Source organism: Streptomyces sp. NBC_01622 (assembly GCF_045209635.1).
Taxonomy (GTDB): domain Bacteria; phylum Actinomycetota; class Actinomycetes; order Streptomycetales; family Streptomycetaceae; genus Streptomyces.
On the sequence record NZ_CP109293.1, the window covers coordinates 2,446,808 to 2,472,814 of the forward strand.

Consider the following 26,007-nt stretch of genomic DNA (forward strand, 5'->3'; position numbering starts at 1 on the left):
GGGAGTCGGCCGCTGCGGGTGCGGAGGTTGTGAATCAGGGGGTACGGGTCAGGAGTTGGCCCTTCGGGTCGGTGAACTCGCCGTCCAGCACGATGCGTTCGCCGCGCAGCCAGGTCGACTTCACGACGCCGCTGAGGGTCTTTCCGGCGTACGCCGTGACGCGGTTGCGGTGCTGGAGGGCGGCCGGGTCCACGGTGAACGTCTCGTCGGGCGCGAGGACCGCGAAGTCGGCGTCGCGGCCCGCCCCGATGGCGCCTTTCTGCTCAAGTCCCGCCAGCTGTGCGGTCCTTGAGGACATCCAGCGGACCACTTCCTCAAGTCCGTAGCCCCGCTTGCGCGCCTCCGTCCACACCGCCGCGAGGCTCAACTGGAGGCCGGAGATGCCGCCCCACGCGGTGGCGAAGTCGGCGGTCTTCAGGTCGGCGGTGGAGGGCGAGTGGTCCGTCACCACGCAGTCGATCGTGCCGTCGGCCAGCGCCTGCCACAGCAGGTCCTGGTTGGCGGACTCGCGGATGGGCGGGCAGCACTTGAACTCGCTTGCGCCGTCCGGGACTTCCTCGGCCGTGAGGGTCAGGTAGTGCGGGCACGTCTCCACCGTGATGCGGACACCCTCGGCCTTGGCGGCGGCGATCAGCGGCAGCGCGTCGGAGGAGGAGAGATGCAGGACGTGCACGCGCGCGTCGAGGCGCTTGGCGGCGGCGATCAGCCCGGCGATGGCCGTGTCCTCGGCGTCGCGGGGCCGACTGGCAAGAAAATCGGCGTACTTGGGGCCGCCGTGCTGCGGGGCCGCCTCGAGGTGGTGCGGGTCCTCGGCGTGCACGATGAGCAGGCCGCCGAAACCGGCGATCTCGGCCAGGGAACGGGCCAGTTGGTCCTGGTCCAGGTGCGGGAACTCGTCCACGCCGGACGGGGACAGGAACGCCTTGAAGCCGAAGACGCCGGCGTCGTGCAGCGGGCGCAGGTCCTTGACGTTGTCGGGCAGGGCGCCGCCCCAGAAGCCGACGTCGATGTGGGCCTTCGCCGCCGCGACCTCCTGCTTGGTACGGAGGTTGTCGACCGTCGTGGTCGGCGGGAGGGAGTTGAGCGGCATGTCGATCAGGGTGGTGATGCCGCCGGCCGCCGCCGCGCGCGTGGCGGTCCAGAAGCCCTCCCAGTGGGTGCGGCCGGGGTCGTTCACATGCACATGCGTGTCGACCAGCCCGGGCAGCACGACGTCGTCGCCGAAGTCCTCGAACCGTGCTCCGGACGGGACTTGGGCGTCGTAGGGCAGGACGGCCGTGATCTTCCCGCCGGTGACCGCGACCGCCGCGGCGCGTGTTCCCTCGGGAGTGATGACACGTGTGGAGCGCACCACCAGTTCAGCGTCGGACACCCGGACCCCTCTCTCTGCCGCCGTTGTCACTTCCGTTACATCCGGGAAACGGGATTTACGTCCACGTAACGGAATTCAACGTTCTGTTGAAGGAGTCTTCACTCCCGCCCCCGTACCGTCAAGGGCACACTTCTCCACGATGCACCCACCGCACATACTCTGAACGTTTCCACAAAGCGGAATTAAACTTCCGGCAAGCAGAACGTAACTACGCACAGGCGGGGAGTCAACCGACCCCCGGGTAGGCTTCAGCCCTTCCCGCCCGTGCCGAAAGGAACGCGCCGTGCCGCCGTCCAGCGCCAGCAGCACCGACTCCACCAAGTCCGCCACGGGTGGTGTCCAGTCCCTCGAGCGCGCCTTCGACCTGCTGGAGCGGATGGCCGACGCGGGCGGTGAGGTCGGCCTGAGCGAGCTCTCCGCGAGCAGCGGCCTGCCGCTGCCCACCATCCACCGGCTGATGCGCACGCTGGTGGTCTGCGGTTACGTCCGTCAGCAGACCAACCGGCGGTACGCCCTCGGCCCGCGGCTGATCCGCCTCGGCGAGACCGCGTCCCGGCTGCTCGGCACCTGGGCCCGCCCCTACCTGGCCCGGCTGGTCGAGGAGACCGGCGAGACCGCGAACATGGCACTGCTCGACGGGGACGAGATCGTGTACGTGGCACAGGTGCCGTCCAAGCACTCGATGCGGATGTTCACCGAGGTCGGCCGACGCGTCCTGCCGCACTCCACGGGTGTCGGCAAGGCCCTGCTCGCCAACACCCCGGACCACGAGGTGCGCGCGCTGCTCGCCCGGACCGGCATGCCGGCCGCTACCGAGAAGACGATCACCACGCCCGAGGGTTTTCTCGCGGCCCTGGAGGACGTGCGCCGGCTCGGCTACGCGATCGACGACAACGAGCAGGAGATCGGCGTCCGCTGCCTCGCGGTCTCCGTGCCCAACTCCCCCACCGCCGCCGCGATTTCGATCTCGGGGCCGGCGGGCCGGGTCACCGAGCCGGCGACCGAGAAGATCGTGCCGATCCTCCAGCAGGTGGCCGGCGAACTGTCGGAGGCCCTGGCCAGCCAGAACCCGGCGTGAGCGCCGGGCGGTTCTGGCCGGGCAGGTACACCGACCGGCACGGCGCCGAGGCGGTCGTCTTCGAGTCGGACGGGCGGGAGTCGATCCGTACGACGATCCGGGGTGTCCGCTTCGAGGGCGACAGCATGGACGACCTCGGCGCGCTGGGCGGCGAGCCGCCGGAGGACCCGTTCACCTTCTTCGACGGGGCGTTGTGCTCCTGCCTCCTGGAGTGGGAGGTGCCGATGTCCGTCGCGGTCGAGGGGCAGGGCGTGCGTAAGGCGGTGCTGGACTGCGCGTTGCGGCTCGGGGCGCCGGCCGGACCGGGCAGGGGGCTGGACGCGGAGACCTTGACCACCACCCTGCGCCTGGACGGCCGCCAGTACCGCAACGACGGCGACGACGACTTCGAGGACGCGCTGAACGAGCTCCAGCGGCGACTGCCCGACGGGACGCGGCTGCGGGCCTGCGTCGCGTGCGTGTGGTCCGACTACCACCCGGTGGGGCACGGGCTGATGAGCGGCCTGGCCTGTTTCCGCGGCGCCAAGGACATCTACCGGCTGGTCGAGGGCAAGCGCGGCCCGAACAACATCTTCGATGCCTGGGACGCGCGCACCGAGTTCGTCCAGGAGACCTGGCTCTGCGAGGAGTTCGAGCAGCGGGCCGGGGACGCGGGCTACCGGGGAGCGTTCCCGTTCCGAGCATGGTGGTGAACTAGCCCTGCCCGCCCCTGGGTTGACCGAACAGGTCGACGGCGTTGCGTACGTCCGTCAAACCCCGCGCGAGGGCGCTCACCGAGCCGATCGCGCCGGCGATGAGGAGCAACGAGCGACGCAGGCGCGGGATTTCGGGGATGCCGTCGATGGTCATCGCGGCCAGCGCCGCGAGTTCGTCCTCGGCGATGACGCGGTCGGAAAACTCGGCCGGATGCGCGGCCAGTTCGCGGCGTAACCGGGACACCGCGGTCCGCAGTTCCGCCACCCTCGGATCCTCGTCGCTGCCGGTCACTGGCCTCTGCCCCAAGCTCCGCAACACAGCTCTCCCCCCTCGCACGTCTTCGTGCGCAAGAACTTTGTGATCCCGCCGCGCGCACCCCGCAACACTGGTCGGGCGCCGAGGGACGCGGGCCAGTAAACGCCACCCGGTACGGGCTGCGCCACTCCGCGGACCGAAATTAAGTCGGAGGATTCCGTGCCGTCGCCGCCCGGTCAGGTATGCAGGACGTATGACGCGAAACGAAGACCAGGTGGCCGGGCTGCTGCTCGCCGCCGGGGGCGGCCGGCGGCTCGGCGGGCGGCCCAAGGCGCTGCTGGAACACCGGGGGCGGCCCCTTGTGGAGCACGCGGTCGGGGTGTTGCGCGCGGCCGGGCTCAGCCGCGTCCACGTGGTCCTGGGGGCGCGCGCCGACGCCGTACGGGAGCGGGCGGAGCTGACCGGGTGCGTGGTCGTGGAGAACCCGGAGTGGGAGCGGGGCATGGGGTCCTCGCTGCGGGCCGGGCTCGACTCGCTCGCCGGTACGGGGGCGCGGGCGGTGCTCGTGTCGCTCGTCGACCAGCCCGGGATCGGTGCGGAGGCGGTGACGCGGGTGCTGGCCGGGTTCACGGGCGAGGACTCGCTCGTCTCGGCCGCCTACGACGGGGTACGCGGGCATCCGGTGCTGTTCGGGGCCGCGCACTGGGCCGGGATCGCCGAGAGCGCGACCGGGGACCGGGGGGCGCGGACCTACCTCAAGGCACACGCGGACGCGGTCGTGCTCGTCGAGTGCGGGGATGCGGCCGAGCCGTACGACATCGACACTGAGGCGGATCTCGTCCACCTTGAGTGAACGGGGTGACACTGAGCGCCACTTTGGCTCGATGCGGAGAATCTCGACATCAACAAACCATTGAACTTCCACGATGAGGAAACTAGTATCCACTGTTCAGAAGCGCCCGACGGCCCCTCGGGTGCTCCCCGTTCCTACCCGGGTCATCTGGCACCCAGTGCCACGCTCGCTGAAGGAAGTGACAGTTCATGTCCGCACCAGCGCCGTCCTCGCCGGTCGTCGTCGACGCCGAACCCCTGCCCCGGCAGGAGGAGGTCCTCACCGACGAGGCCCTCGCCTTCGTGGCCGAGCTGCACCGCCGGTTCACGCCCCGCCGGGCCGGACTCCTCGCCCGCCGGGCCGAGCGCCGCGCGGAGATCGCCCGTACCTCCACCCTCGACTTCCTCCCGGAGACCGCCGCGATCCGCGCGGACGACTCCTGGAAGGTGGCCCCCTCCCCCGCCGCGCTGAACGACCGGCGGGTCGAGATCACCGGCCCCACCGACCGCAAGATGACGATCAACGCCCTCAACTCGGGTGCGAAGATCTGGCTGGCGGACTTCGAGGACGCCTCGGCGCCGACGTGGGAGAACGTCGTCACGGGCCAGCTCAACCTGATCGACGCCTACACCCGCGCGATCGACTTCACCGACCCCAACTCCGGTAAGTCGTACGCCCTGAAGGCCGAGGACGAGCTGGCGACCGTCGTCATGCGGCCCCGCGGCTGGCATCTGAACGAGCGTCACCTCCTGGTGGACGGTGAGCAGGTCCCGGGCGCCTTCGTGGACTTCGGGCTGTACTTCTTCCACAACGCGCAGCGGCTGCTGGACCTGGGCAAGGGCCCGTACTTCTACCTCCCGAAGACCGAGTCGCACCTCGAAGCGCGGCTGTGGAACGACGTGTTCGTCTTCGCGCAGGACTACGTCGGCATCCCGCAGGGCACCGTCCGCGCGACCGTGCTGATCGAGACGATCACGGCGGCCTACGAGATGGAGGAGATCCTCTACGAACTCCGCGACCACGCCTCGGGGTTGAACGCGGGCCGCTGGGACTACCTGTTCTCCATCGTGAAGAACTTCCGTGACGGCGGGCCCAGGTTCGTCCTCCCGGACCGCAACGCCGTGACGATGACAGCCCCGTTCATGCGGGCGTACACCGAACTCCTCGTCCGCACCTGCCACAAGCGCGGGGCGCACGCGATCGGCGGCATGGCGGCGTTCATCCCGTCCCGCCGGGACGAGGCGGTCAACAAGGTCGCGTTCGAGAAGGTCAAGGCGGACAAGGACCGTGAGGCGGGCGACGGTTTCGACGGCTCGTGGGTGGCCCACCCGGACCTGGTGCCGATCGCTCTGGCCTCCTTCGACGCGGTGCTCGGCGAGCGGCCGAACCAGAAGGACCGGCTGCGCGAGGACGTCGACGTCAAGGCCGCCGACCTGATCGCCGTCGACTCGCTGCACGCCAGGCCGACGTACCCGGGGCTCGTCAACGCCGTTCAGGTGGGCATCCGTTACATCGAGGCGTGGCTGCGCGGGCTCGGCGCGGTCGCCATCTTCAACCTGATGGAGGACGCGGCCACCGCCGAGATCTCGCGCTCGCAGATCTGGCAGTGGATCAACGCGGACGTCGAGTTCGAGAACGGCGAGAAGGCAACTCCCGAGCTGGCGCGCAGGATCGCCGCCGAGGAGCTGGAGAACATCCGTGCCGAGATCGGCGCGGACGCCTTCGCCGCGGGCCACTGGCAGCAGGCCCACGACCTGCTCCTGGAGGTCGCGCTCGACGCCGACTACGCGGACTTCCTGACCCTGCCGGCGTACGAGCAGCTCAAGGGCTGAATCTCAAAGAAGCGCTCACTTGTCCGAGTGGCCCAGGGACTTGTCCGGGGCCACTCGGTCACGTACGAGCTGCTTCACCGCCGTGGGCTCGGGGAAACCCTGCACACGGCGGTCCCACACGACCTCGTCGTTGACGCGGACGACGAAGACACCGCCGGTGCCGGGCTTCAGGGACAGTTCCGTCAGCTCGGTCTCGAAGGTGGTCAGCAGCTCCTGCGCCAGCCAGGCGGCGCGCGGCAGCCAACGGCACTGGGTGCAGTACTCGATCTGAACTCTTTGGGTCATACCCGTCGTCTTCCCGTCATCCCAGGTGTACCGACCAATCCTGTTCCGCCGCCGGCTTGCCGTGCAGGTCGGGGACCCGCTTGAGCCAACTCGGGCGGCCCTGCTGTGTCTTCGCCGCGCGCCGGGCCTCCTCGGCGGCGAGTTCCTCCCTGCCGGGGAAGTCGGTGGGCAGCCAGGCCGCGGAGGCCCGCACGCGCGCGTGGAGGTAGTCGACGTACGCCTCCCGGACGGTGTCGGGGGTCGCGAGGCCCGGTTCGCCGGCCAGCCAGGCGTCCGGCACCTCGGCCACGATCCGGCGCAGCAGTTCCTCGGTCACCCGGGGGGCGAGTTCCGCGTCGGCGGCCCGGGTGTCGGGCGTGTAGCGGCCGAGGGCGTGGTGGCGGAAGTCGTAGGCCTTGGTGGGGTCGGCGCCGTCCCAGCGGTGGTGGAAGACGAGGGCGGCGCCGTGGTCGATGAGCCACAGGCGCGGGGGCGCGATGCCGAGGGTGGGCCAGATCATCAGGTTCGAACTGTGGACCGTGCGGTCGACGTTGACGGTCAGCGCGTCGAGCCAGACGATCCTCCCGGCCTCCAGCGGGTCGACCGTGCAGCGCGCGGCGACCTCCGGGGTGAAGTCCTGCGCGCCCGGCAGATAGTCCATGCCGAGGTTCAGACCCGCACTCGCGCGGTGCAGGTCCCGGACCTCCTGGTGCGGTTCCCCGTCGGCGATCTCCGGATCGAAGTGCACGAGCACGAGTTCGGGGAAACGCAGTCCCAGGGCGCGGGCGAGTTCCCCTACGACCACTTCGGCGACGAGTGCCTTGCGGCCCTGCGCGGAACCGGTGAACTTCACGACGTAGGTGCCGAGGTCGTCGGCCTCGACGACTCCGGGGACGGAGCCGCCCGACCTCAGCGGGGTCACGTATCGAACAGCGGTCACTTCGCGCAGCACACCGGTCAGGGTATGTCAGGCGCTCACCCTGCCAGCGGGCTGGGCACCGGCAGATAGCGGGCGTCGGCGCCGTCCGCGCCGGTCCAGCGCAGCAGCAGATTGGTCTTGCCGGGCAGGGTGGGTGAGGCGAGGAGCTCGGCGATCTCGGGAAGGTCGTCGCGGCGGGCCAGTTCGGCGCGGACGGCGGGCCAGGGGTCCAGCTCCGGGTGGCGCTCGGCGAGGACCCCGGCCACCTCCACGAGGTGGTTGACGACCAGGCAGTACACCAGCCGCTCCCACCCGGCGGCCCCGTCCACGTCAGGCAGCAGCTTCACGCCCTCCGCGTCCCGGTACAGCGCCCGCACGGGCGTTCCGTCGGCGTCGACGGCGACCACCGTGTTCTGGAGATGCGCTTCGAGTACGACGCCGTGGTCCGCGAAGGCGCCCAGCGCGGGCGGTACGACCTGCCGCAGATACGCCTCCCACCAGGCCGCCGGGTCCGCCGTACCGTCGAGCGGATTGCCGTCGAAGCCCTCCACCAGCGCTGCGGCGAGCAGCGGGGTGGTGCCGGGCGGAACGTGGTCGCGCAGGCCGTCGCGGACCAGGACGGCGAGTTCCTCGAAGGCGAAGGCGGCGGTGCGGTAGCCGCTGTCGCTCAGCCAGCCGGCCGGGCCGCCCATCGCCGCGAAGGCGTCCCGGACGGCCGTGTCGGTGCGCCGGAGTTTCAGCAGGTCGTGGCGCCAGAGCCGGCGCACGTCGTTGGTGATCCGCACGTCCAGGCTGAACTTGAGGAACAGGTCGTCGACGGGGCTGTACACCGTGCGGATCGCGGCCGTCGGCCACACTTCGCCCGCGGTCGTGCCGAGCCGGATCAGCCGGCCGTCCGCGAAGGCGTCCGCGAGTCCGTCGCCGACGAGGTCGAGCTGCCAGGGGTGGGCGGGCAGCAGCCGATAGCCGGGCGGGGCCTCGCCGAGCCCGTCCAGGGCCGAGGTGTCGCCCTCCTCCACGACCACGTCCTCGCGCAGCCCGAGCAGCGCCAGCGGGAAGCGGGCGTACGCCTCCGGGGCGTAGGGCAGCCAGCCCGCGACGGGGCCGCCGCCGCGGGCCTTGGGCGCGGGATGGTAGGGATGGCCGGTGATCAAGGACTGTTCGGAGCGGAGATACGGGTCGTCGGGCGCCGTCGCCTTCTCTCGCGCGGTGAGCAACGCGGCGACGGCGTCACGGCTGTCCGTCATCTCGGCGGGCAGTTCGTGGTTGGACACTCCGGTGTGCCCGCGCAGCTCGTCGGCGACGAGTTTCACGAGTTCGGAGTGGCCGACGCGGTGCCAGTCGCCGTCCGCGTACACCTCGGGTTCGGCGGGCCGTCGCTCGCCGCGCACCCGCAGCAGCCGGCCGCTCGCCGGCAGCTGGTACACCCGTCGCTCCCCGGGGTCCGGTAGTGGCCGGGCCACCTCCCGGAGCAGACAGTTGAGCAGGGGCGCCGCCGCGTACGCGTCGGCGCGCTCAGCCGTGCCGGCGCCCGGAGGTGTGAAGTCGACGCGATCCATTCGTTCCCCAAGTCCGTGTCCTGCGATCGCGATCAGTATGTCTTTCGTCGTCACCGACCCTGACGCCCCGTCCGCACCCGAGGAGTCGACCGTGGACCGTCCCCCGCTTCCCGAGGCCGAGGTCGCCGAGGAACTCGCCGCCGTACGGCCCGACCTCCTGCAACGGTACGCGGCCGAGCTGCCCGGCGCCCGTGCGGCGGTCCTCACCCGATTGTGGCGGGCGCTCGCCCATGAGCCGCTGCCGTGGATCGTCGACCGGACCCCGGGCCTGGTCCTACGGCTCTCCGGCGGCCGGACGCTGCACGGCCCGCCCGCCGATCCGTACGCGACCGACGCGTACGTCACCGTCGTCCACCTCGACGGCGTGGCCTACGACGATCCGGCGCGCCTGATGACCGACCTCACCGTGCCGCACGGGACCGCCTTCGCGGCCGAACTCGGGCACAGCGTCGCCTCGTTGGCGCTGTCCCGGGCCAACCAGCCCGCGCACACGGAGGAGTGGCCGGCGCACGACTGGGAGTGGGAACAGCGGATCGTCGACGGGCATCCCTTCCACCCCAACTGCCGTGCCCGGCCCGGGTTCTCGGTGGCCGAGCAGCTCGCGTACGGGCCCGAGCACCGGCCGGTGGTGGCGCTGGGGTCGCTGCCGGTACGGGTGGAGGAGTGTCTGCTGACCGGCGCGTGGCCGGACGAACTGCGGGACGCGGGACGGCTGTTGATCCCGGTGCACCCGTGGCAGGCGGCCCATGTGCTGAAGCGCGCGGGGGACGCTCCGGTGGACGCCCATCCGCTGATGTCGTTGCGCACGCTGGCCCTGGCGGGCGGAACGCACGTCAAGACCGCGCTGAGCGCCCGGCTGACGTCCTCGGTGCGGGACATCTCGGTCTACTCGATCGGTCTTTCGGCGGCCTTGTCGGCGTTCGGGGAGACCTTGGCGGCGCGCTCGGACGGCCTGTTGCACGTCACCCGCACACTGGGCGCGGCCACCGCCAACTCCCCCGACCTGGCGGCCGTGTTGCGGGAGTCGCCGCAGACGTACGCGGACACGGAAGAGGGCGAGCGAGTGCTGCCGGTGGCCGCCCTCGCGACCACCGGCCTGCCCCGATCGCCCGCCTGGCTGGCCGAGTTCACGCGTCTCGCCCTGGTCGTAGGTCTGCGCCTGCTGGAGTCCGGTGTGGCTCTTGAGGCGCACGGTCAGAACCTGCTGGTGGTCCTGGACCGGACGGGTGCCCCGGTACGCCTGGTCTACCGCGATCTCGCCGACATCCGGGTGAGCCCCGAGCGCCTTGCCCGGCACGGGATTCCGGTGCCGGAGCTGAGCGGACGGATCGTCACCGACGACGAAACGACTCTGCGCCGCAAGCTGTTCGGCTCGCTGGTGGCGGGCGCGCTCGCGGGCACGGCCGGTTCCGGTACGGCGCTCAGGGCGGCGCTGGCGGCCGTCGTACCGAAGCTGGAGCGGACGCCCGACCTCCTCGCGCTTCTCCAACAGCCGCTGCCCACCAAGGCGTTGACGCTGATGCGGCTCTCGCCGGAGCTGCCCGGGGACCAGTGGACGGGGCTGCCCAACCCGCTCGTTTTGGAGCCCGGTCCATCTGATCAATAGGATCCGGCGATGATCACAAGACAACGGCTGGCGGCGGGGATCTGTGCCCTGCTCGCCACCCTCACGGCCGGGGTCGCCTTCCCGGCCGGAGCGGTCGCCGACGAGACGGACTCCGCGGCCTCCCCCAAGGTCGAACTCGTGCTGGACGTCAGCGGATCCATGAGCGCCAAGGACATAGACGGCGGCTCGCGGATGGCAGCGGCGAAGCAGGCGTTCAACGAGGTGCTCGACGCGACACCCGAGGAAGTGCAGCTCGGCATCCGCACCCTGGGCGCCAACTACCACGGCAACGACCGGAAGACGGGCTGCAAGGACACCGCGCAGCTCTACCCGGTGGGCACCCTGAACCGCACCGAGGCCAAGACCGCGGTGGCGACACTCCAGCCCACCGGCTGGACGCCGATCGGGCCCGCGCTGCTCAAGGCGGCGGACGACCTGAACGGCGGTGACGGCACCCGCCGCATCGTCCTGATCAGCGACGGCGAGGACACCTGCCAGCCGCTGGACCCGTGCGAGGTGGCCCGCGAGATCGCGGCCAAGGGCATCGGCCTGACCATCGACACACTGGGTCTGGTGCCGGACGCCAAGACCCGCGACCAGCTCAGCTGCATCGCGGACGCGACCGGCGGCACGTACACGTCCGTGCAGCACAAGGAGGAACTCTCCGACCGCGTGGGCCAGTTGGTGGACCGTGCCGCCGACCCGGTGGTGACCCCGGTCGCCACCGAAGGTACGGCCCAGTGCAGCAGCGCCCCGAACCTCAAGTCCGGTCTGTACACGGACCGCGAGGAGTTCGGCAAGCAGCGCTTCTACCGCGTGGACGTCAACCCCGGTCAGGAGCTGCGCGCTTCGGTCAGCGTCGGCGCCGACCGCGAAGTGAACCCGGACTACGGGGTGTTGCTGCGGGCGGTCACCGTGCACGGCCGCGAGATAGTGCGCGGCGAGGGCACGGGCGACGGACGTACGGACGTCGTCTCCACCGGGCTGCGCTACCCGAAGGCGGAGAGCGACGACGACAACGCCCCCGCCGAGACCGTGTGTCTCCAGGTCACCAACTCCTTCTCGGCGGCCTCCGGGGTGAAGACCACGCCCGGTCTGCCCCTCGAACTGACCGTCGACGTCGTGGACGCGCCCAGCAAGGCGAGCGACGTGGCCTCCTTCGGCCTCGGCCGCGGCTGGTGGCTGCTCGGCGCCCTCGTACTGACCGGCTTCGTCGCGGGTCTGCTCTGGGGCTGGCTGTCACGCTGGCGTCTCGCGGTCTGGAGGACCAACTGATGCGGATCACACGTGTGTTGAGCATGGCCCTGCTGATGGCGGGGCTGGCCGCGGGACCCGCGACGGCGGACTCCTCGCCCTCCGCGAGCCCCTCCTCCGACGACAGCTCGGCCCCCACCCAGGCCGGCACCTCCTTCCGTACGGCCACGGAACTCGACCAGGGTCAGCAGGCCACCGCGAGCGGCTCCACGGGTGACTACCTGTACTGGTCGTTCGCGGCGGACGCCGGTCAACGCCCCACTGTCAAGGCGACGGTGAAGCTCCGGGACACGCACGCGGGCGAGACCTGGCAGCTCGATGTCTACGACGGCCTGCGGCGTCGCCAGGCCTGCCAGTACGGGGCCGCGACACGCACCGCCGCGCAGGGCACCGCCTCGCTGGACCTGGCGTGCACGCTGCGCACGGTCCGCGCCTGGTCGGAGCAGTGGGCCAACGACCCGTTGCCCGGCACGTACTACGTCCGGCTGACGGTCGTGGACCTCCAGTCCTCGGACCTGGGCCAGCCGGTGAGCACCGAACTGCGGGTGGACTCCAAGGACATCGGCGGTTCGGCGGCGGTGGACGGCTCGCTGGCACAGCCGCTGACGCCGGGGATCGCGGTCAAGTCGACGTCGGACGAGGACAGTTCGTCGACCACGTCGGCGGCGCTGTCGAGCATCGAGCCCGACGGCGGCTGGTCGTCGGGCTGGTGGTCCGACCGCTGGGTGTGGACCGGCGTGGGCGGTGTGCTGGCCGCGCTCGCGGGCATCGGCGGGTACGCGCTGACGCGCGGGTCGGGACGGCCTCGGCGCGTACCGCCGCCCGGTATGTGACATCTCATCAGAAGGCCCGCCCCTGGCGGGCCTTCTGTCATATACAGCCCCGCCTCAGGCCTCCCGCAGCACCTTCGCCAGCGTGCCCTCGCCGCTCACCTCCACGCGTCCGGCGCGCACCGCGTCGGGAAGGCTCAACTCCCCCTGGGCGACGGCCGTACAGGTGTCGACACCGAGCACGAGCCGGGCGTCGGGCTTCCGGGGTGCGGGCCCTTCACCGTAGACCGCGCCATCCCCCTCCAGCCCCACATGCACATGGAACTCCCCCTCCTCCAGCCGGACTTCGACGAGTCCCTCGCCCTCCAGCGCCCGCAGCAGCGGCAGCGCGAACCAGTGGGCACGCACCGCGTCCGTGGGCCGCCGCTCCCCCAGTTCGGGCGCTCCCCAGGCGCCGAGGGCCTGCAGCACGGGCAGCAACTCCCGCCCCCGTCCGGTGAGTTCGTAGACGTAGGCGGCACCGGGCGGCGGCAGCCGCCGACGGGTCGTCAGCCCGTCCCTCTCCATGTCCTTCAGCCGTGAGGCGAGTACGTCCGTGCTGACACCCGGCAGATCGGCGTGCAGGTCCGTGTAGCGGCGCGGGCCGGCGAGGAGTTCGCGGACGATCAGCAGGGTCCAGCGGTCGCCGACGAGGTCGAGGGCCCGGGCCGCGGAACAGTACTGGTCGTAGCTTCGGCGAGGTGACATGCGACGCAGTCTAGACATGTTGTTGGACTTTCCAAGCTCGCACTTGGTAAAACCAAGCAACACACGAAGCCGATGGGGCGAGGGCGTAATGGAGTTCCGGCAGTCGAGCAAGCTCAGTGAGGTCTGTTACGAGATCCGCGGTCCGGTGATCGAGCATGCCAACGCACTGGAGGAGGCGGGCCACAGCGTCCTGCGCCTGAACACCGGCAACCCGGCGCTCTTCGGCTTCGAGGCGCCCGAGGAGATCATCCAGGACATGATCCGGATGCTCCCCCAGGCGCACGGTTACACGGACTCCCGGGGCATCCTCTCCGCCCGCCGCGCGGTCGCCCAGCGCTACCAGACCCTGGGTCTCGAAGTCGACGTGGACGACGTGTTCCTGGGCAACGGCGTCTCCGAGCTGGTCTCCATGGCCGTACAGGCACTCCTGGAGGACGGCGACGAAATCCTCATCCCCGCCCCGGACTTCCCGCTCTGGACGGCGGTGACGACCCTCTCCGGCGGCAAGGCGGTCCACTACCTCTGCGACGAACAGGCCGACTGGTACCCGGACCTGGACGACATGGCGGCGAAGATCACCGACCGCACCAAGGCCGTCGTCATCATCAACCCGAACAACCCCACCGGCGCGGTCTACCCCAAGGAGATCGTCGAGGGCATCCTCGACCTCGCGCGCCGGCACGGCCTGATGGTCTTCGCCGACGAGATCTACGACCAGATCCTCTACGACGACGCCGTGCACCACTCGGCCGCCGCGCTCGCCCCCGACCTGGTGGTCCTCACCTTCTGCGGCCTGTCGAAGACGTACCGGGTGGCCGGCTTCCGCTCGGGCTGGCTGGTGGTGACGGGTCCGAAGCAGCACGCGAAGAACTACCTGGAGGGCCTGACGATGCTGGCCTCCATGCGGCTGTGCCCCAACGCGCCCGCGCAGTACGCCATCCAGGCCGCGCTGGGCGGCCGTCAGTCCATCCGCGACCTGACCGTCCCGGGCGGGCGGCTGCACGAACAGCGCAACGTGGTGTGGGAGAAGCTCAACGAGATCCCGGGGGTCTCGTGCGTCAAGCCGAAGGGCGCGCTGTACGCGTTCCCCCGGCTCGACCCCAAGGTGCACAAGATCCACGACGACGAGAAGTTCGTCCTGGACCTGCTGCTCCGGGAGAAGATCCAGGTGGTCCAGGGCACCGGCTTCAACTGGCCCACCCCCGACCACTTCCGCATCCTGACGCTGCCGTACGCGGACGACCTGGAGGCGGCGATCGGCCGGATCGGGCGGTTCCTCGGCGGGTACCGGCAGTAGCAGATACCTTCGCACCGCCCTGGGTAGCTCCTCCGCATGACGGACCGCCCCTTACTCCTCCTCGATGTCGACGGCCCCCTCAACCCGTACGGCGCCCGGTTCCTGCGCCACCGCGGCTATGTCACCCACCGGCTGTGGCCGGCGAACTGGTCGGCCCAGCAGCAGCCGGACTCCCGACGGCTGCGGCGCGGGCTGCAGGTGCGCCTGCACCCGTGGCACGGCGCGCGAATACTGGCCCTGCCGTACGAGCCCGCCTGGGCCACCACCTGGAAGCACCAGGCCAACGAGCTGATCGCGCCGGCGGTCGGGCTCCCCGGCGACCTGCCGGTGATCGAGTTCGTCCAACTGTTCACCAAGGACCCGGACGGCCTCTACTGGAAGACCCGCCAGATCGTGACCTGGGCGGCCGGCCGCCCCTTCGCCTGGGTCGACGACCTGATCACCGACCTGGACGTACGGCATGTCGAGGCACACCATGACGGGTCCGCGCTCCTCCTCAAGGTGGAGCCGCGCAGGGGTCTGCGCGAGACCGATTTCGCGACGTTGGAGCAGTGGGCCCATAGCCTGTGAGGTATGGGTGATCTTTTCCTGGTACGGCATGGAGAGACCGAATGGTCCCGGTCGGGGCGGCACACCGGCTGGACCGATGTCCCGCTGACCGCGAAGGGGCGGGAAGAGGCGCGCGGGCTGGTCCCGCTGATCCGTTCGCACCGGATCGGCGCCGCGTTCGTCAGCCCGTTGCAGCGGGCGCGGGAGACCGCCGAGCTGATCGGTCTGACGGACGTACGGATCGACACGGATCTGCGGGAGTGGGACTACGGCGGGTACGAGGGGATCACGACCGTCGAGATCCAGCGCACCCGGCCGGACTGGTTCCTGTTCACCGACGGCGTCGCGCCCGGGCCGCCCGACCATCCCGGGGAGACCCCGGAGCAGGTGGGGCAGCGCGCCGACCGCGTGCTGGCCAAGGTCGACGCGGCGCTCGCCAACACCGAGGGCGTGGTGGTGCTGGTGGCGCACGGCCATTTCCTGCGGGTCCTCACCGCGCGGCGGCTCGGGCTGCCGCCGCCGAACGGGGCGCTGTTCCAGCTGGCGACCGGGACGCTGTGCCGGCTGGGCACGGAGCACGGGCGGCCGGTCATCGCCGCCTGGAATGTCAGACCCCCGTCGTAGCCTTCGAATGAGCCGCGGACACCTGTCGACGCGGCGGGGAGGAGCACGCCGTGACACGACCGCCGACCGCCGCGCAGCGGCGTGTCATCGACGCCGCCGATCCCGTCACCGGACGGCTGCGGGGTACGGAGGCGCAGCTCGCCGCGCTGGTGAAGCGGGGGCTCGCGTTCCGGCATCCGCGACCGCCGCACGACCACTTTCTGACGCCGGCCGGGCATCGCATACGGGAGTCCGCCCCGGAGGTCGCCGAGCCCGTCGTGGAGGCGCCCGCGACCACCGGGGTCTTCGCCGCCCGGATCGGCGGCGAGGACGCGCCGGACACCGGTCCGGCCCGCACCCGTGAGGTGCACAGCGCCTGGCAGGGACTGCTGGAGCTGCGCCGGATGACGAACGTGGACGGTTCCGTGGACCGGCCGTGCGGCTGGGAGCGTTCGCATCTGGTGCAGGCCGCCGCGCTGGCCCTGGAGGCGGCCGGGCACCGGCCGGCCGGGCAGGACGGCACGGAGGGCTACCGGGTGCGGGCGACCCCGCAGCCCGAGGCCGTCGCCGTGCGCGACCCGGACGGAGCGGCGCTGCGCGCCTGTGCGGGGACGCTGGAGCGGGCGGGCTGGCAGGTGAGCAAGCACAACGAGCCGCGTACGGGGGCGAGTTATCTGCTGGCCTCACCGCGAAGAAGCTGAGGGGCGTGCCAAGATCGGTGGGGCAGATCGTCCGTCAGTGCGAGAAGGGAACGCAGTGAGCGAGCCGTTTTCCGTCCCGGTGACCGTCCGCGGATACGAGACCGACAGCCTGGGGCACCTCAATCAGAGCGTGTATCTGCAGTACGCGGAGCATGCCCGCTGGGCGCTGTTGCAGGCCGCGGGGGTGGGTCAGGCCGAGTTGCTCGCCGAGGGGATCGCGCCGGTCGTGCTGGAGACGACCATCCGCTATCTGCGGGAGCTGCGCGCGGGCGAGGACGTCGAGGTGAGCTGTGTCTTCGAGTGGGGTGAGGGCAAGACGTTCCGGGTCACCCAGACGATCACGAAGGCCGACGGCACGGTCTCCGCGGAGGTCGCGTCGGTCGGCGGGCTGCTGGACCTCAAGGAACGCCGACTGGCCGCACAGCCACGGGAGTACTTCAAGCAGTTGACCACGGACCCGGGTCTGTTCGGGCTCTGAGCCGGAGCGCCGTCACCCTCGCTCCGGACCGTGCTCGGTGTCGTAGGCCGCGCGCGACTCGGCGATGTGGACGCGGTTGCGCTCGGCCCAGTCCGTCAGCCGTTGCAGTGTCTCGTGCAACTCCTGGGCCACCGGGGTGAGTTGGTACTCGACCTTGGGTGGCACGGTCGGGAAGACGGTGCGGATGACGAGTCCGTCGCGCTCCAGGTTGCGCAGCGTCAGGGTCAGCATGCGGCGGCTGATGCCCTCGATGCTGCGCTCCAACTCGGTGAAGCGGATGGGGCCGTGGGCCGCCGCGACCAGGATCTGCACGCTCCATTTGCCCGCGACCCTGTCAAGAACTTCGCGCACCGGGCAGGCGTGCGCGTTCACGACCTGGGCGGTAACACCGGTGTTCCCCTGGGACATCGAAGTGCCTCCTTCTGCCGGCCTCCATGGTTCCTCACGATGTTCCCCGTTACAAGTCGTGCACCTATGGGCGCACCGGAGAACCATGGAGGCCACGAGCCATGTCGACGCTGTCCGAGGCACCGCCGCGAGGGCTGGAACGAACGTACTCCCGCTGGGCGTCCCTCGTCGTCCTGTGCGCGGGGACCCTGATGACGATCCTGGACGGCAACATCGTGACGGTCGCCATGCCGGCGATCCAGCGCGACCTCGGGTTCTCGGGGCCGGGGCTCGCCTGGGTCGTGAACGCCTATCTGATCCCGTTCGGAGGACTGCTGCTCCTCGTCGGCCGGCTGGGCGATCTGGTGGGCCGCAAGCGGATGTTCACGGCGGGGCTCGCCGTGTTCACCGCGGCCTCCGTGCTGTGCGGGCTCGCGACGAGCCAGGGCATGCTGATCGCGGCCCGGGCCGTGCAGGGCGTCGGCGGGGCGATGGCCTCGGCGGTCGTCCTCGGAATGCTCTTCGCGCTCTTCCCCGAGCCGCGTGAACTGGCCCGCGCCATCGCGGTGTTCAGCGCGGTCGGCGCCGGCGGCGGAGCCCTCGGCACCTTCCTCGGCGGGGCACTCACCCAGGCCCTGAACTGGCACTGGATCTTCCTCATCAACCTGCCGATCGGGATCGTGGCCTGGCTCGCGGCCGTCCGCGTCCTGGCCCCGGAGCAGGGCGCCGGACTCGGCCGGGGCGCCGACTACCCGGGCGCCGCGCTGGTCACCGGAGCGCTGATGCTCACGGTGTACGTCATCGTCGGCACCGGCGACCGCTCCCTCACCGCGACCCTGCTGCTGGCCGCTCTCGCCCTGGCCCTGTTCGTGGCGTTCACCGTCCGCCAGGCCAGGGCCGCCCGCCCGCTGCTGCGTCTGCGGCTGTTCCGCTCCCGGCTGCTGACCGGGGCGAACGCCGTGCAGATCCTGATGATCGGCACCATGTTCGGCTTCCAGTTCATCGGCGCGCTGTACGTCCAACGCGTCCTGGGCTTCAGCGAGTTGCTCACCGGCACGGCGTTCCTGCCGGCACCGGTCGTGATCGGCGTACTGATGCTGGGCCTGTCCGCACGGACCATCGGCCGCTTCGGCGCCTACCGGGTGCTGCTGGCCGGGCTGGTCCTGATCGTCGCGGGCATGGGCCTGCTGAGTCGCGCCCCGGCCGACGGCTCGTACGTCACGGACGTCCTGCCGCCGCTGCTCCTGCTGGCCATCGGTTTCGCCGCGGCGATGCCCGCGCTGACCGGGCTCGCGATGTCGGGAGCGCGGGAGGAGGACGCGGGGCTGGCCTCCGGGCTCTTCAACACCACGCAGGTGGTGGGCGGTTCACTGGGCCTCGCGGTGCTGTCGACGCTGGCGGCGGGACGGACCGACGGACTGGTGGCCCGGGGCACGGAGTTGATCCCGGCGACCGCGGCGGGGTACCAACTGGCGTTCCGGGTCGCGGCGTTGATCACGACGGCGGCGCTGGCCCTGGCGGCGGGGGTGCTGCGGGGGCGGGACTGACGCCCCCGCAGCCGCTCGAGTCACCCCTCCCCGAACGCCGACCTGTGGTCCTGGGCCCACTCCCGGTAGGTGCGCGGCGGGCGGCCCAGAACCTCCCGCACCTCCTCGGTGACGACCTCGTTGCCGCCGTTCCGGACGAACTCCCTGCTGATCTCGGAGGCGTCGATGAACGTGTCGCTGTAGCCGAGACCGAGCAGATACTCACGCGCCTCGACCGAGGACAGGTCGCGCACCTCCACGGGGCGCCCGAGGACCTCGGCCAGTACGGCGGCCTGGCCCGGCATGCTCAGCACCTCGGGTCCGGTCAGCGTGTACGTCCGCCCCGAGTGGCCCGCGTCGAGCAGCGCGGCCACCGCCACCTCGGCCACGTCACGCGGATCGACGACCCCCTGGCCGCCGGCGCCGCTCGTGTTCGGCAGCGGACTGCCCGCCCGCACGGATGCCGCCCAGCCGAGTGTGTTCGAGGCGAAGGCGGAGGGGCGCAGGATCGTCCACTCCAACCCGCTGTCCCACACGGCCTGTTCACCGGCAACGTGCCAGCTGCCGACCGGTCCGACGGCGGGGTCGCCGGTGCCGATGCCGGAGAGCTTCACGATCCGGCGCACGCCCGCCGCCCGCGCGGCCTCGACCAGGCCCCGGTCGTGCTCCGCGTCGTCGGGTCCGAACACGCCCACCAGAAAGGCGACTTGGGCGCCGGTCAGCGCCGCGTCCACGGAGGCCCGGTCGGCGGGACCGCCCCGCACCGGCTCCACCCCCGAGGGAATCCGGGCCTTCTCGGGGTCCCGGGTGAGGGCGCGCACCTTCTCGCCGCGCGCCACGAGCTGTCGTAGGACCTCACTGCCGATGGTGCCCGTGGCACCCGTCACTAGGATCATGACCACCACGGTGGGCGGGCAGGGGCCTTGGGTTCTAGGAGATTCCGGCACGTTCGGGGGCCCGGTGCGGGGCGGTGGCGCGCTTACCGTGGAGGAGTGACCAACGCCGACGTGTCCGAACGGGAGTTGCCCCTGCCGGACGAGCTGCGCCCCTGGATCGCGCGCATCGCCGATCTGACCGTGAACCGCCTCCCGGTGGAACCGTTCGTCCATCTCCCGGACGCGGCGACGAAGTTGGTGGTCCGCGTCGAGGGGAACGGCCGCCGCAGCGTCCTCGTCGTCGGGCCGCGCGTCCGGGCCACCTACCACGCGGCCAAACACCTCGTGGCCTGCGCGGAGTTGCGGCTGACGCCGGGCACCACACGGCCGTTGCTGGGCGTTCCGGCGGTCGATCTCGTCGGCCGGGCCATGCCCCTGGGCGAGCTGCCCGGCCGGGTCGCCCGCCAACTGGCCGTCGAGCTGCGCGGGTTGGAGCCAGAGGCGGCCGTGGCGCGACTCACGGAGGTCGTCCCCGCCCGCCTCACCACCGTCGCGGACTCCGCGCGCGCCGAACTCGTCCGGGCCGGCGTCGACGCGATGTCGATCCGTAGCGGTCACCTCCCCGGCCCGGTACCCGCCGTCGCCCGTGAACTGGCCGTCAGCGAGCGGCAGTTGCGCAATCTGTTCACCGAGGGGGTCGGTCTCTCCCCCAAGTACTACGCCCGTATCAACCGGGTGCGCGCCGTGGTGGCCCACGCCACCGAACTGTCCTGGGCCGAACTCGCCGCCGTCACCGGCTATTACGACCAGTCCCACATGACGTCCGACTTCCGTGCCCTGATGGGTGTCCCGCCCCGGTCGTACTTCACGGGCCGGCTCCCCGAGGCCATGCCCTGCCGGGCGGTCCGGCACGGCTGAATTCGGGTGCGGACCACCCCGTCCACCTGCGATGCTCCGGCCCATGGCCGCACGACGCGTCAAGCCCAGCCTGTACATCTCCGTCGACATCGAAGCCGACGGTCCGATCCCGGGGCCGTACTCCATGCTGAGCCTCGGCGCGGCCGTGGCCGGGACGCAGGACGCCGACGGGTTCACCGCGGCGGACCCCGAGAAGCTGACCTTCGACCGTGAACTGCGGCCGATCGGCGAGGAGTTCGTGCCGGAGGCGCTGGCGGTGAGCGGGCTCGACCGGGAGCGCCTCGGGCGCGAGGGGATGGAACCGGGCGTCGCGCTCACCGAGTTCACCGGCTGGGTGCGTGAAGTCGCCGTGGGCGCCCAGCCGGTGATGTGCGGCTACCCGGCGTCGTACGACTGGATGTTCCTGTACTGGTACCTGATCCGCTTCACCGGCGCGAGCCCCTTCGGGCACTCCGGCTGCCTCGACATGAAGACGCTGTACGCGACGAAGGCCCGGCTGCCGCTGCGCGCCGCCGCCAAGGGCACGATGCCGCGCGAACTGCTGTCCCGGCGGCGGCACACCCACCATGCTCTGGACGACGCGATCGAGCAGGCCGAGCTGTTCGCCAACCTCATGGCGTGGCCGGGGAGTTCACAGTGACTCACCGACGCCGTACGAGAACTGCCGACCGGCGCGGGGCGTGGACTGTGTCTTCCGTCGCCGGCCGAGGTGGTTGAAGACCAGGTTCAGGGCCACCGCCGCCACGCAGCCGGTGGAGATGCCCGAGTCGAGGACGATCCTGACGGTCTGCGGGAACGCGTGGTAGAAGTCCGGTGCCGTGATCGGGATGATGCCGACGGCCAGCGAGACCGCCACGACCAGGACGTTGTCGCCCTTCTCCAGGCCCGCCCCGACCAGGGTCTGGATGCCGCTCGCGGCGACCGAGCCGAACAGGACGACGCCCGCGCCGCCGAGCACCGGGCGCGGTACGACGGCGATGAGCGACGCGGCCATCGGGCACAGGCCCATCAGCACCAGGAAGCCGCCGCCGGTGGCGACGACGTACCGGCTGCGGATGCGGGTCATGGCGACCAGGCCGATGTTCTGGGCGAAGGCGCTGCACATGAAGCCGTTGAAGAGGGGGCTGATGGCCGAGCCGAGGGTGTCGGCGCGCAGGCCCGCCGCGATGGTCGCCTCGTCCGCGGGGCGTTCGACGATCTCGCCCAACGCCAGCATGTCCGCGGTGGATTCGGTCATCGAGACCACCATCACCACGCACATCGAGACGATCGCGGCGAGCTGGAACTGCGGTGCGCCGAAGTGGAAGGGGCTCGGGAAGCCGATCACATCGGCGTCCGTGACCGGGCCGAAGTCCGTTGCTCCGAGGGGGATCGCGAGGAGCGTGCCGATCAACAGGCCGAGCAGGACGGCGACTTGCCTGACGAAGCCGCGGGTGAAGCGGCGGAGGACCAGCACGACGACGAGGGTCGCCGCCGCGAGTCCCAGGTTGGTCGTCGAACCGTAGTCGTGCGCCGAGGGGTCGGGTCCCTGCGCCCAGCCGAAGGCGACCGGCAGCAGGGACACGCCTATGAGGGTGATCACGGTGCCGGTGACGACCGGCGGGAAGAAGCGGACCGCCCTGCTGAAGAAGGGGGCGGCGAGGAAGCCGAGCAGGCCGGCGACGATCACCGCGCCGAAGATGACGGGCAGCGCGTCGGACTTGTCCCTGGTGGAGGCCGCGATCGCGGTCATCGGGGCGACCCCGGCGAAGGTGACGCCGTTGACGAAGGGCAGCCGGGCGCCGATCTTCCAGATCCCGAGGGTCTGCAGAAAGGTGGCGAGACCCGCGGTGAAGAGGCAGGCGCCGGTGAGAAAGGTGAGTTCGCTGCCGGAGAGGCCGACGGCCGCCCCGACGATCAGCGGCGGGGCGACGACACCCGCGTACATGGCGGCCACGTGTTGCAGGCCCGTGGTGGCCAGCTTGAGTGCGGGGAGTTTTTCATCGACAGGATGGGTGGTCACAGCGGCTCCTCCGGGTGGGTAACACGTCGGCTCTGACGTGGGTTTCAGGAGGTGGTGCGCGGTCGTGCGGGACCGGGGGGGACGGAACCCAGCAAAAGGGATGGGTAGGGCCGTTCCGGGGCGCGCACGTACCTGCACGCCCCGGCCACGGCCACCGGATGAGGGCCGTCCCCCTCAACCGGAGATCTTGGATCGGCCGAACTGCCGACCTGCCGACCTGCCAACCGCTCAGCCCTGCGCGGCGATCCGCGCCAGCCGCCGGGCCTCTTCCCGCGTGGAGCGGGCGATGGCGTCCTCGTCGACGTGCAACAGGCGTCCCGACTCGACGATCTGACGGCCGTTCACGAACGACGCGGTGACCGGGGCCGCCGCGCCGAAGACCAGGGCGGTCACCGGGTCGGCGATCGAGGCGTGCGCGAGAGTGTCCAGGTTCCACAGCACCAGGTCGGCCAGCTTGCCCGGCTCCAGGGAGCCGATCTCGCTTGCGCGGCCCAGGACTTGGGCGCCGCCGTAGGTTCCGAGGCGCAGCGCCTGGCGGGCGTTGAGGGCGGCCTCGCGGTGGGCGCCGAGGCGGTTGATGAGGAGCGCGTTGCGCAGCTCGGTGTGGAGTTCGCCGGACTCGTTGGAGGCGGTGCCGTCGACGCCGAGGCCGACCGGGACGCCGGCGGCGAGCATGTCGGGGACGCGGGCGATACCGGCCGCGAGCCGGGCGTTGGACGAGGGGCAGTGGGCGACACCGGTCTTCGTGCGGGCGAAGGCGGCGATGTCGGAGTCGTTCATGTGGACGCAGTGCGCCATCCACACATCCTCACCGAGCCAGCCGGTGGACTCGAAGTAGTCGGTCGGGCCCATACCGAACAGCTCCTTGCAGAACTGCTCCTCCTCGACCGTCTCCGAGCCGTGCGTGTGCAGCCGTACACCGAGCATGCGGGCCAACTCGGCGCCCTGCCCGAGCAGTTCGGTCGAGACGGAGAACGGTGAGCAGGGGGCCACGGCGACCTGGGTCATCGCGTCGAAGGAGGCGTCGTGATGCTCTCGTACCGTCGCCTCGGTCGCGGCGAGCGCGCCCTCCAGGGTCTCCACGGCGAAGTCGGGCGGCAGTCCGCCGTCCTTCTCGCTGCGGTCCATCGAGCCGCGGGCCAGCGTGAAGCGGACGCCCATCTCGCGGGCGGCGCCGATGATGGCGCCGGAGAGGTCTCCGGAGCCCTTCGGGAAGACGTAGTGGTGGTCCATCGCGGTGGTCACCCCGCCGCGCGCCATCATCGCGAGCGAGCCCTGCGCGGCGGCGCGGACCATCGGCTCGTCGATGCGCGCCCAGGTCGGGTACAGCGCGACGAGCCAGTTGAAGAGGTTGTGGTCGGTGGCCAGGCCCCGGGTGATCCACTGGTAGAAGTGGTGGTGGGTGTTGACCAGGCCGGGGGTCACCAGGTGACCGCTCGCGTCGATGCGCCGGACCACATCGGCGAGCCCCTCGGGCGCCCTGCCCGCGCCGAGCGACTCGATGCGGTTGCCGGCGATGACGACATACCCGGTCGCGTACTCGGTGTCGGCGGCGTCCACCGTCGCGATCGCACAGTTCTCGATGACGACACGCTGAACCATCGTTACCATCGTTCGTCTCAACTTCCTTGTTTCTGGGCCGAGTTCGCGTCAGAGGTTGGTGAGATCCACCGGGATCCTCGGCTCGCAGCCGTCCCGCAGGACGGTCGCCTCGATCAGGCCGTAGGGCCGGTCGGCGGCGAAGTACACCTCGTTGTCGTTCTTCAGCCCGAACGGCGCCAAGTCCACAAGGAAATGGTGCTTGTTGGGGAGGGAGAAGCGGACCTCGTCTATCTCGTCGCGGTTGTCGATGATCCGCGAACCCATCTGGTACAGGGTCTGCTGCAGCGACAGCGAGTACGTCTCGGCGAAGGCCTGGAGCATGTGCTGCTTGGTCCGCTCGTAGGAGGTCTCCCAGTCGGGCATCTCCTGCGCGTCGTCGCACCAGTTGAAGCGCCAGCGCCCGGACACCTCGGTCGCCAGGATGCGGTCGTAGGCCTCGGGGAGGGTCGTGTACTTGTCCTTGACGTAGCCCCAGAACTCGGAGTCCGTCGAGTTGAGCACCGTCAAGTCCTTGAGCCCGGAGACGACTTCCCAGCTCCTGCCGTCGTACGTGATCTGGGTGAGCCGGGTCTCCTGGCCCTTGCGGACGAAGGAGTGGCCTCCCGTCGTACGCTCCCAGGCGTACTCCTCGATGCGGATGCGCGCGGTCTTGATCGGCTCCTGGCTGGTCACGAAGTGCCGGGCGAGGTGGATGCCGAACTGCTCGGCGGACTCGATGCCGTGCTCCTTGGCGAACGCGTACACCGTGTTCTTGGTGGTGTCGGTCGGCAGCACGTTGGCGTTCGAGCCGGAGTAGTGGACCTCGTCCATGTCGCCGCTCAGCGACACGGACACGTTGAGGTCCTTGATGTGGTGGGTGGCGCCGTCCCGCGTGATCTTGACGACTCGGTTCTCGGCCTTGCCGTACTGGTTCTGTCCCAGGATCACAGGGCGCGTGGGGCGGGAATTGTCTGCCATGTGTCTGCTAGCTCCCTCGGTATACGGAGTAGCCGAACGGGTTGAGCAGCAGCGGTACGTGGTAGTGCTCGCCGGGGTTCACGGCGAAGGTGATCGCCACTTCCGGGAAGAACACTCCGCCCGCACCGCTGTCCCGATTCGCGGGGGCGTCCTGCTGCGCATCGGCTTGCTTGTTGTCCTGCTGCGAGAAGTACGGCTCCACCGCGAAGTCGAGCCGTACGTGTGTGGTGCCCGGCGGCAGTGCCGGGAGGTCCTTGCACCGCCCGTCCGCGTCGGTCGCGGAACCGCCGAGCGCCTGCCAGTCCGCCAACGCGCCGCTGCGGGCGGCGAGTTGGACGGCGACGCCGACGGCGGGGCGGCCGATGCTGGTGTCCAGGATGTGCGTGGACACCGAGGCGGTGGTACTGCTGCTCATGCCGCTTCTTCCTCTACGAGCTTGGCCAGCCTGATGCGGTTGATCTTCCCCAACTCGGTGCGGACGATCTCGCGTTCCCGCTCCGGCGAGTTGCCGATCCGTTCCTTGACCGCGTCGCACATCTGCTCGCCGGTGCGGCCGGTGGCGCAGATCAGGAAGACATGGCCGAACCTCTCCTGGTACGCCAGGTTGAGTTCGAGCATCTCCGCCTTGAGCTCCTCGGAGGCGCCCGCCATGCCGCGCTGTTCGCGGGCGGAGGTGGGGTCGCCGGGCTTGGGGCGACCGATCGGCGGGTGGCCGGCCATCGCCTCGCCGAGGTCCTCGGCGGTGAGGTCCGCCATCGCCGCGTCGCTCTCGGCGTAGAGGTCCTCGGGTCCGGCGTACGGGCGGCCGGCGAGCAGTCGCCGGGTCCACGCCGGGGATGCGCACGCCTCCAGGAGGACGGCGAAGGCCGCGTGCTCCTCCAGGGCGTTGAACCGGGCGAGGCCCGGCGGCGTGGATGTCGACGTCACG

Annotated in this window: 28 protein-coding genes; 15 read left to right on the forward strand and 13 right to left on the reverse strand. The window is 70.8% G+C overall.

Going from position 1 to position 26,007, the window contains the following annotated elements; genetic code table 11:
- Window positions 1-34: 34 nt before the first annotated feature.
- Window positions 35-1,372, reverse strand: coding sequence for an allantoinase AllB (gene allB, locus OH768_RS11200; protein ID WP_406452583.1), 1,338 nt, complete (start codon window positions 1,370-1,372; stop codon window positions 35-37).
- Between the two features lie 283 nt (window positions 1,373-1,655).
- Between allB and OH768_RS11205 the strand changes: the two genes are divergently transcribed.
- Together OH768_RS11205 and OH768_RS11210 are read left to right on the forward strand one after the other, a co-directional pair.
- Window positions 1,656-2,450 carry an IclR family transcriptional regulator gene (locus OH768_RS11205; protein ID WP_406452585.1) on the forward strand — a complete coding sequence of 265 codons (795 nt, stop codon included), beginning with the start codon at window positions 1,656-1,658 and terminating at the stop codon, window positions 2,448-2,450.
- Window positions 2,447-3,142 (forward strand): DUF6304 family protein, encoded by a 696-nt coding sequence (locus tag OH768_RS11210; RefSeq protein ID WP_406452587.1) that lies wholly within the window; start codon window positions 2,447-2,449, stop codon window positions 3,140-3,142. Before OH768_RS11205 ends, OH768_RS11210 begins: the two co-directional genes overlap by 4 nt.
- Window position 3,143: 1 nt before the next feature.
- Here the strand turns inward: OH768_RS11210 and OH768_RS11215 are convergent, their stop codons facing one another.
- On the reverse strand, window positions 3,144-3,464 hold the full coding sequence (locus OH768_RS11215; protein WP_406452589.1) for a DUF5955 family protein: 321 nt from the start codon (window positions 3,462-3,464) through the stop codon (window positions 3,144-3,146).
- A gap of 190 nt (window positions 3,465-3,654) precedes the next feature.
- Here OH768_RS11215 and OH768_RS11220 point away from each other — a divergent pair, with 190 nt between their 5' ends.
- Entirely contained in the window at window positions 3,655-4,254 is a 600-nt protein-coding gene (locus OH768_RS11220) for an NTP transferase domain-containing protein (protein ID WP_406452591.1), read from the forward strand.
- Between the two features lie 188 nt (window positions 4,255-4,442).
- The gene (aceB, locus tag OH768_RS11225; RefSeq protein ID WP_406452593.1) at window positions 4,443-6,065 is read left to right on the forward strand and encodes a malate synthase A; all 1,623 of its coding nucleotides are present in this window, start codon (window positions 4,443-4,445) and stop codon (window positions 6,063-6,065) included.
- Between the two features lie 15 nt (window positions 6,066-6,080).
- Here the strand turns inward: aceB and OH768_RS11230 are convergent, their stop codons facing one another.
- Genes OH768_RS11230 through OH768_RS11240 form a run of 3 tightly spaced genes read right to left on the reverse strand, consistent with a single transcriptional unit; the run spans window position 6,081 to window position 8,807 of the window.
- The gene (locus tag OH768_RS11230; protein WP_317774292.1) at window positions 6,081-6,350 is read right to left on the reverse strand and encodes a SelT/SelW/SelH family protein; all 270 of its coding nucleotides are present in this window, start codon (window positions 6,348-6,350) and stop codon (window positions 6,081-6,083) included.
- 16 nt (window positions 6,351-6,366) lie between these two features.
- Window positions 6,367-7,281: a HipA family kinase gene (locus OH768_RS11235; protein WP_406452596.1), complete on the reverse strand. Its 915-nt coding sequence runs from the start codon at window positions 7,279-7,281 to the stop codon at window positions 6,367-6,369.
- A 23-nt stretch (window positions 7,282-7,304) separates the two neighbouring features.
- Window positions 7,305-8,807, reverse strand: coding sequence for an IucA/IucC family protein (locus OH768_RS11240; protein WP_406452598.1), 1,503 nt, complete (start codon window positions 8,805-8,807; stop codon window positions 7,305-7,307).
- A gap of 91 nt (window positions 8,808-8,898) precedes the next feature.
- Between OH768_RS11240 and OH768_RS11245 the strand changes: the two genes are divergently transcribed.
- From OH768_RS11245 to OH768_RS11255, 3 genes are read left to right on the forward strand one after another with little or no spacing between them, the layout of a single operon-like run.
- On the forward strand, window positions 8,899-10,413 hold the full coding sequence (locus tag OH768_RS11245; protein ID WP_406452600.1) for an IucA/IucC family protein: 1,515 nt from the start codon (window positions 8,899-8,901) through the stop codon (window positions 10,411-10,413).
- A gap of 9 nt (window positions 10,414-10,422) precedes the next feature.
- Window positions 10,423-11,688, forward strand: a complete 1,266-nt coding sequence (locus OH768_RS11250) for a VWA domain-containing protein (RefSeq protein ID WP_406452602.1) — start codon at window positions 10,423-10,425, stop codon at window positions 11,686-11,688.
- The gene (locus OH768_RS11255) at window positions 11,688-12,500 is read left to right on the forward strand and encodes a hypothetical protein (RefSeq protein WP_406452603.1); all 813 of its coding nucleotides are present in this window, start codon (window positions 11,688-11,690) and stop codon (window positions 12,498-12,500) included. Before OH768_RS11250 ends, OH768_RS11255 begins: the two co-directional genes overlap by 1 nt.
- A 54-nt stretch (window positions 12,501-12,554) precedes the next feature.
- Here OH768_RS11255 and OH768_RS11260 read toward each other — a convergent pair whose 3' ends face one another.
- Window positions 12,555-13,184 carry a winged helix-turn-helix transcriptional regulator gene (locus OH768_RS11260; RefSeq protein ID WP_406452605.1) on the reverse strand — a complete coding sequence of 210 codons (630 nt, stop codon included), beginning with the start codon at window positions 13,182-13,184 and terminating at the stop codon, window positions 12,555-12,557.
- A gap of 88 nt (window positions 13,185-13,272) precedes the next feature.
- On the opposite strand from OH768_RS11260, the gene OH768_RS11265 reads away from it, so the two are divergent.
- From OH768_RS11265 to OH768_RS11285, 5 genes are read left to right on the forward strand one after another with little or no spacing between them, the layout of a single operon-like run.
- Window positions 13,273-14,481, forward strand: coding sequence for a pyridoxal phosphate-dependent aminotransferase (locus tag OH768_RS11265; protein ID WP_317887857.1), 1,209 nt, complete (start codon window positions 13,273-13,275; stop codon window positions 14,479-14,481).
- Window positions 14,482-14,517: 36 nt separating this feature from the next.
- The gene (locus OH768_RS11270) at window positions 14,518-15,051 is read left to right on the forward strand and encodes a hypothetical protein (protein WP_406452608.1); all 534 of its coding nucleotides are present in this window, start codon (window positions 14,518-14,520) and stop codon (window positions 15,049-15,051) included.
- 3 nt (window positions 15,052-15,054) lie between these two features.
- Window positions 15,055-15,654 carry a histidine phosphatase family protein gene (locus tag OH768_RS11275; protein WP_406452610.1) on the forward strand — a complete coding sequence of 200 codons (600 nt, stop codon included), beginning with the start codon at window positions 15,055-15,057 and terminating at the stop codon, window positions 15,652-15,654.
- A 50-nt stretch (window positions 15,655-15,704) separates the two neighbouring features.
- The gene (locus OH768_RS11280; RefSeq protein WP_406452612.1) at window positions 15,705-16,334 is read left to right on the forward strand and encodes a hypothetical protein; all 630 of its coding nucleotides are present in this window, start codon (window positions 15,705-15,707) and stop codon (window positions 16,332-16,334) included.
- 55 nt (window positions 16,335-16,389) lie between these two features.
- Complete coding sequence (locus OH768_RS11285; RefSeq protein WP_406452614.1) at window positions 16,390-16,812, forward strand: acyl-CoA thioesterase; 423 nt, start codon at window positions 16,390-16,392, stop codon at window positions 16,810-16,812.
- 12 nt (window positions 16,813-16,824) lie between these two features.
- On the opposite strand, the gene OH768_RS11290 is transcribed toward OH768_RS11285, so the two are convergent.
- On the reverse strand, window positions 16,825-17,220 hold the full coding sequence (locus OH768_RS11290; RefSeq protein ID WP_406452616.1) for a winged helix-turn-helix transcriptional regulator: 396 nt from the start codon (window positions 17,218-17,220) through the stop codon (window positions 16,825-16,827).
- A gap of 101 nt (window positions 17,221-17,321) precedes the next feature.
- On the opposite strand from OH768_RS11290, the gene OH768_RS11295 reads away from it, so the two are divergent.
- Window positions 17,322-18,746, forward strand: coding sequence for an MFS transporter (locus tag OH768_RS11295; RefSeq protein ID WP_406452618.1), 1,425 nt, complete (start codon window positions 17,322-17,324; stop codon window positions 18,744-18,746).
- Between the two features lie 20 nt (window positions 18,747-18,766).
- On the opposite strand, the gene OH768_RS11300 is transcribed toward OH768_RS11295, so the two are convergent.
- Entirely contained in the window at window positions 18,767-19,621 is an 855-nt protein-coding gene (locus OH768_RS11300) for an NAD(P)H-binding protein (protein WP_406452620.1), read from the reverse strand.
- A gap of 96 nt (window positions 19,622-19,717) precedes the next feature.
- On the opposite strand from OH768_RS11300, the gene OH768_RS11305 reads away from it, so the two are divergent.
- Both OH768_RS11305 and OH768_RS11310 read left to right on the forward strand, forming a co-directional pair.
- Window positions 19,718-20,518, forward strand: a complete 801-nt coding sequence (locus tag OH768_RS11305; protein ID WP_406452622.1) for a helix-turn-helix domain-containing protein — start codon at window positions 19,718-19,720, stop codon at window positions 20,516-20,518.
- 43 nt (window positions 20,519-20,561) lie between these two features.
- Entirely contained in the window at window positions 20,562-21,158 is a 597-nt protein-coding gene (locus OH768_RS11310; RefSeq protein WP_406452624.1) for an exonuclease, read from the forward strand.
- On the opposite strand, the gene OH768_RS11315 is transcribed toward OH768_RS11310, so the two are convergent.
- The 5 genes from OH768_RS11315 to uraD form a co-directional block, all read right to left on the reverse strand.
- Entirely contained in the window at window positions 21,150-22,520 is a 1,371-nt protein-coding gene (locus OH768_RS11315; RefSeq protein WP_406452626.1) for a nucleobase:cation symporter-2 family protein, read from the reverse strand. The two genes, OH768_RS11310 and OH768_RS11315, sit on opposite strands and share 9 nt — an antisense overlap.
- A gap of 228 nt (window positions 22,521-22,748) precedes the next feature.
- On the reverse strand, window positions 22,749-24,122 hold the full coding sequence (locus tag OH768_RS11320) for an 8-oxoguanine deaminase (RefSeq protein ID WP_406452628.1): 1,374 nt from the start codon (window positions 24,120-24,122) through the stop codon (window positions 22,749-22,751).
- A 48-nt stretch (window positions 24,123-24,170) separates the two neighbouring features.
- Window positions 24,171-25,079 carry a factor-independent urate hydroxylase gene (pucL, locus tag OH768_RS11325; protein WP_406452630.1) on the reverse strand — a complete coding sequence of 303 codons (909 nt, stop codon included), beginning with the start codon at window positions 25,077-25,079 and terminating at the stop codon, window positions 24,171-24,173.
- Between the two features lie 7 nt (window positions 25,080-25,086).
- Window positions 25,087-25,494 (reverse strand): hydroxyisourate hydrolase, encoded by a 408-nt coding sequence (gene uraH, locus OH768_RS11330; RefSeq protein ID WP_406452632.1) that lies wholly within the window; start codon window positions 25,492-25,494, stop codon window positions 25,087-25,089.
- Window positions 25,491-26,006: a 2-oxo-4-hydroxy-4-carboxy-5-ureidoimidazoline decarboxylase gene (uraD, locus tag OH768_RS11335; RefSeq protein ID WP_406452634.1), complete on the reverse strand. Its 516-nt coding sequence runs from the start codon at window positions 26,004-26,006 to the stop codon at window positions 25,491-25,493. The genes uraH and uraD overlap by 4 nt, the downstream gene beginning before the upstream one ends.
- Window position 26,007 lies beyond the last annotated feature (1 nt).

Coding starts and splice junctions, on each gene's coding strand:
- OH768_RS11300 (WP_406452620.1), bottom strand. CDS start 19,621: ATGATCCTAGTGACGGGTGCCACGGGCACCATCGGCAGTGAGGTCCTA.
- OH768_RS11310 (WP_406452624.1), top strand. CDS start 20,562: ATGGCCGCACGACGCGTCAAGCCCAGCCTGTACATCTCCGTCGACATC.
- aceB (WP_406452593.1), top strand. CDS start 4,443: ATGTCCGCACCAGCGCCGTCCTCGCCGGTCGTCGTCGACGCCGAACCC.
- OH768_RS11240 (WP_406452598.1), bottom strand. CDS start 8,807: ATGGATCGCGTCGACTTCACACCTCCGGGCGCCGGCACGGCTGAGCGC.
- OH768_RS11220 (WP_406452591.1), top strand. CDS start 3,655: ATGACGCGAAACGAAGACCAGGTGGCCGGGCTGCTGCTCGCCGCCGGG.
- OH768_RS11230 (WP_317774292.1), bottom strand. CDS start 6,350: ATGACCCAAAGAGTTCAGATCGAGTACTGCACCCAGTGCCGTTGGCTG.
- OH768_RS11265 (WP_317887857.1), top strand. CDS start 13,273: ATGGAGTTCCGGCAGTCGAGCAAGCTCAGTGAGGTCTGTTACGAGATC.
- OH768_RS11295 (WP_406452618.1), top strand. CDS start 17,322: ATGTCGACGCTGTCCGAGGCACCGCCGCGAGGGCTGGAACGAACGTAC.
- uraH (WP_406452632.1), bottom strand. CDS start 25,494: ATGAGCAGCAGTACCACCGCCTCGGTGTCCACGCACATCCTGGACACC.
- OH768_RS11255 (WP_406452603.1), top strand. CDS start 11,688: ATGCGGATCACACGTGTGTTGAGCATGGCCCTGCTGATGGCGGGGCTG.
- OH768_RS11250 (WP_406452602.1), top strand. CDS start 10,423: ATGATCACAAGACAACGGCTGGCGGCGGGGATCTGTGCCCTGCTCGCC.
- pucL (WP_406452630.1), bottom strand. CDS start 25,079: ATGGCAGACAATTCCCGCCCCACGCGCCCTGTGATCCTGGGACAGAAC.
- OH768_RS11275 (WP_406452610.1), top strand. CDS start 15,055: ATGGGTGATCTTTTCCTGGTACGGCATGGAGAGACCGAATGGTCCCGG.
- OH768_RS11290 (WP_406452616.1), bottom strand. CDS start 17,220: ATGTCCCAGGGGAACACCGGTGTTACCGCCCAGGTCGTGAACGCGCAC.
- OH768_RS11260 (WP_406452605.1), bottom strand. CDS start 13,184: ATGTCACCTCGCCGAAGCTACGACCAGTACTGTTCCGCGGCCCGGGCC.
- OH768_RS11270 (WP_406452608.1), top strand. CDS start 14,518: ATGACGGACCGCCCCTTACTCCTCCTCGATGTCGACGGCCCCCTCAAC.
- OH768_RS11320 (WP_406452628.1), bottom strand. CDS start 24,122: ATGGTTCAGCGTGTCGTCATCGAGAACTGTGCGATCGCGACGGTGGAC.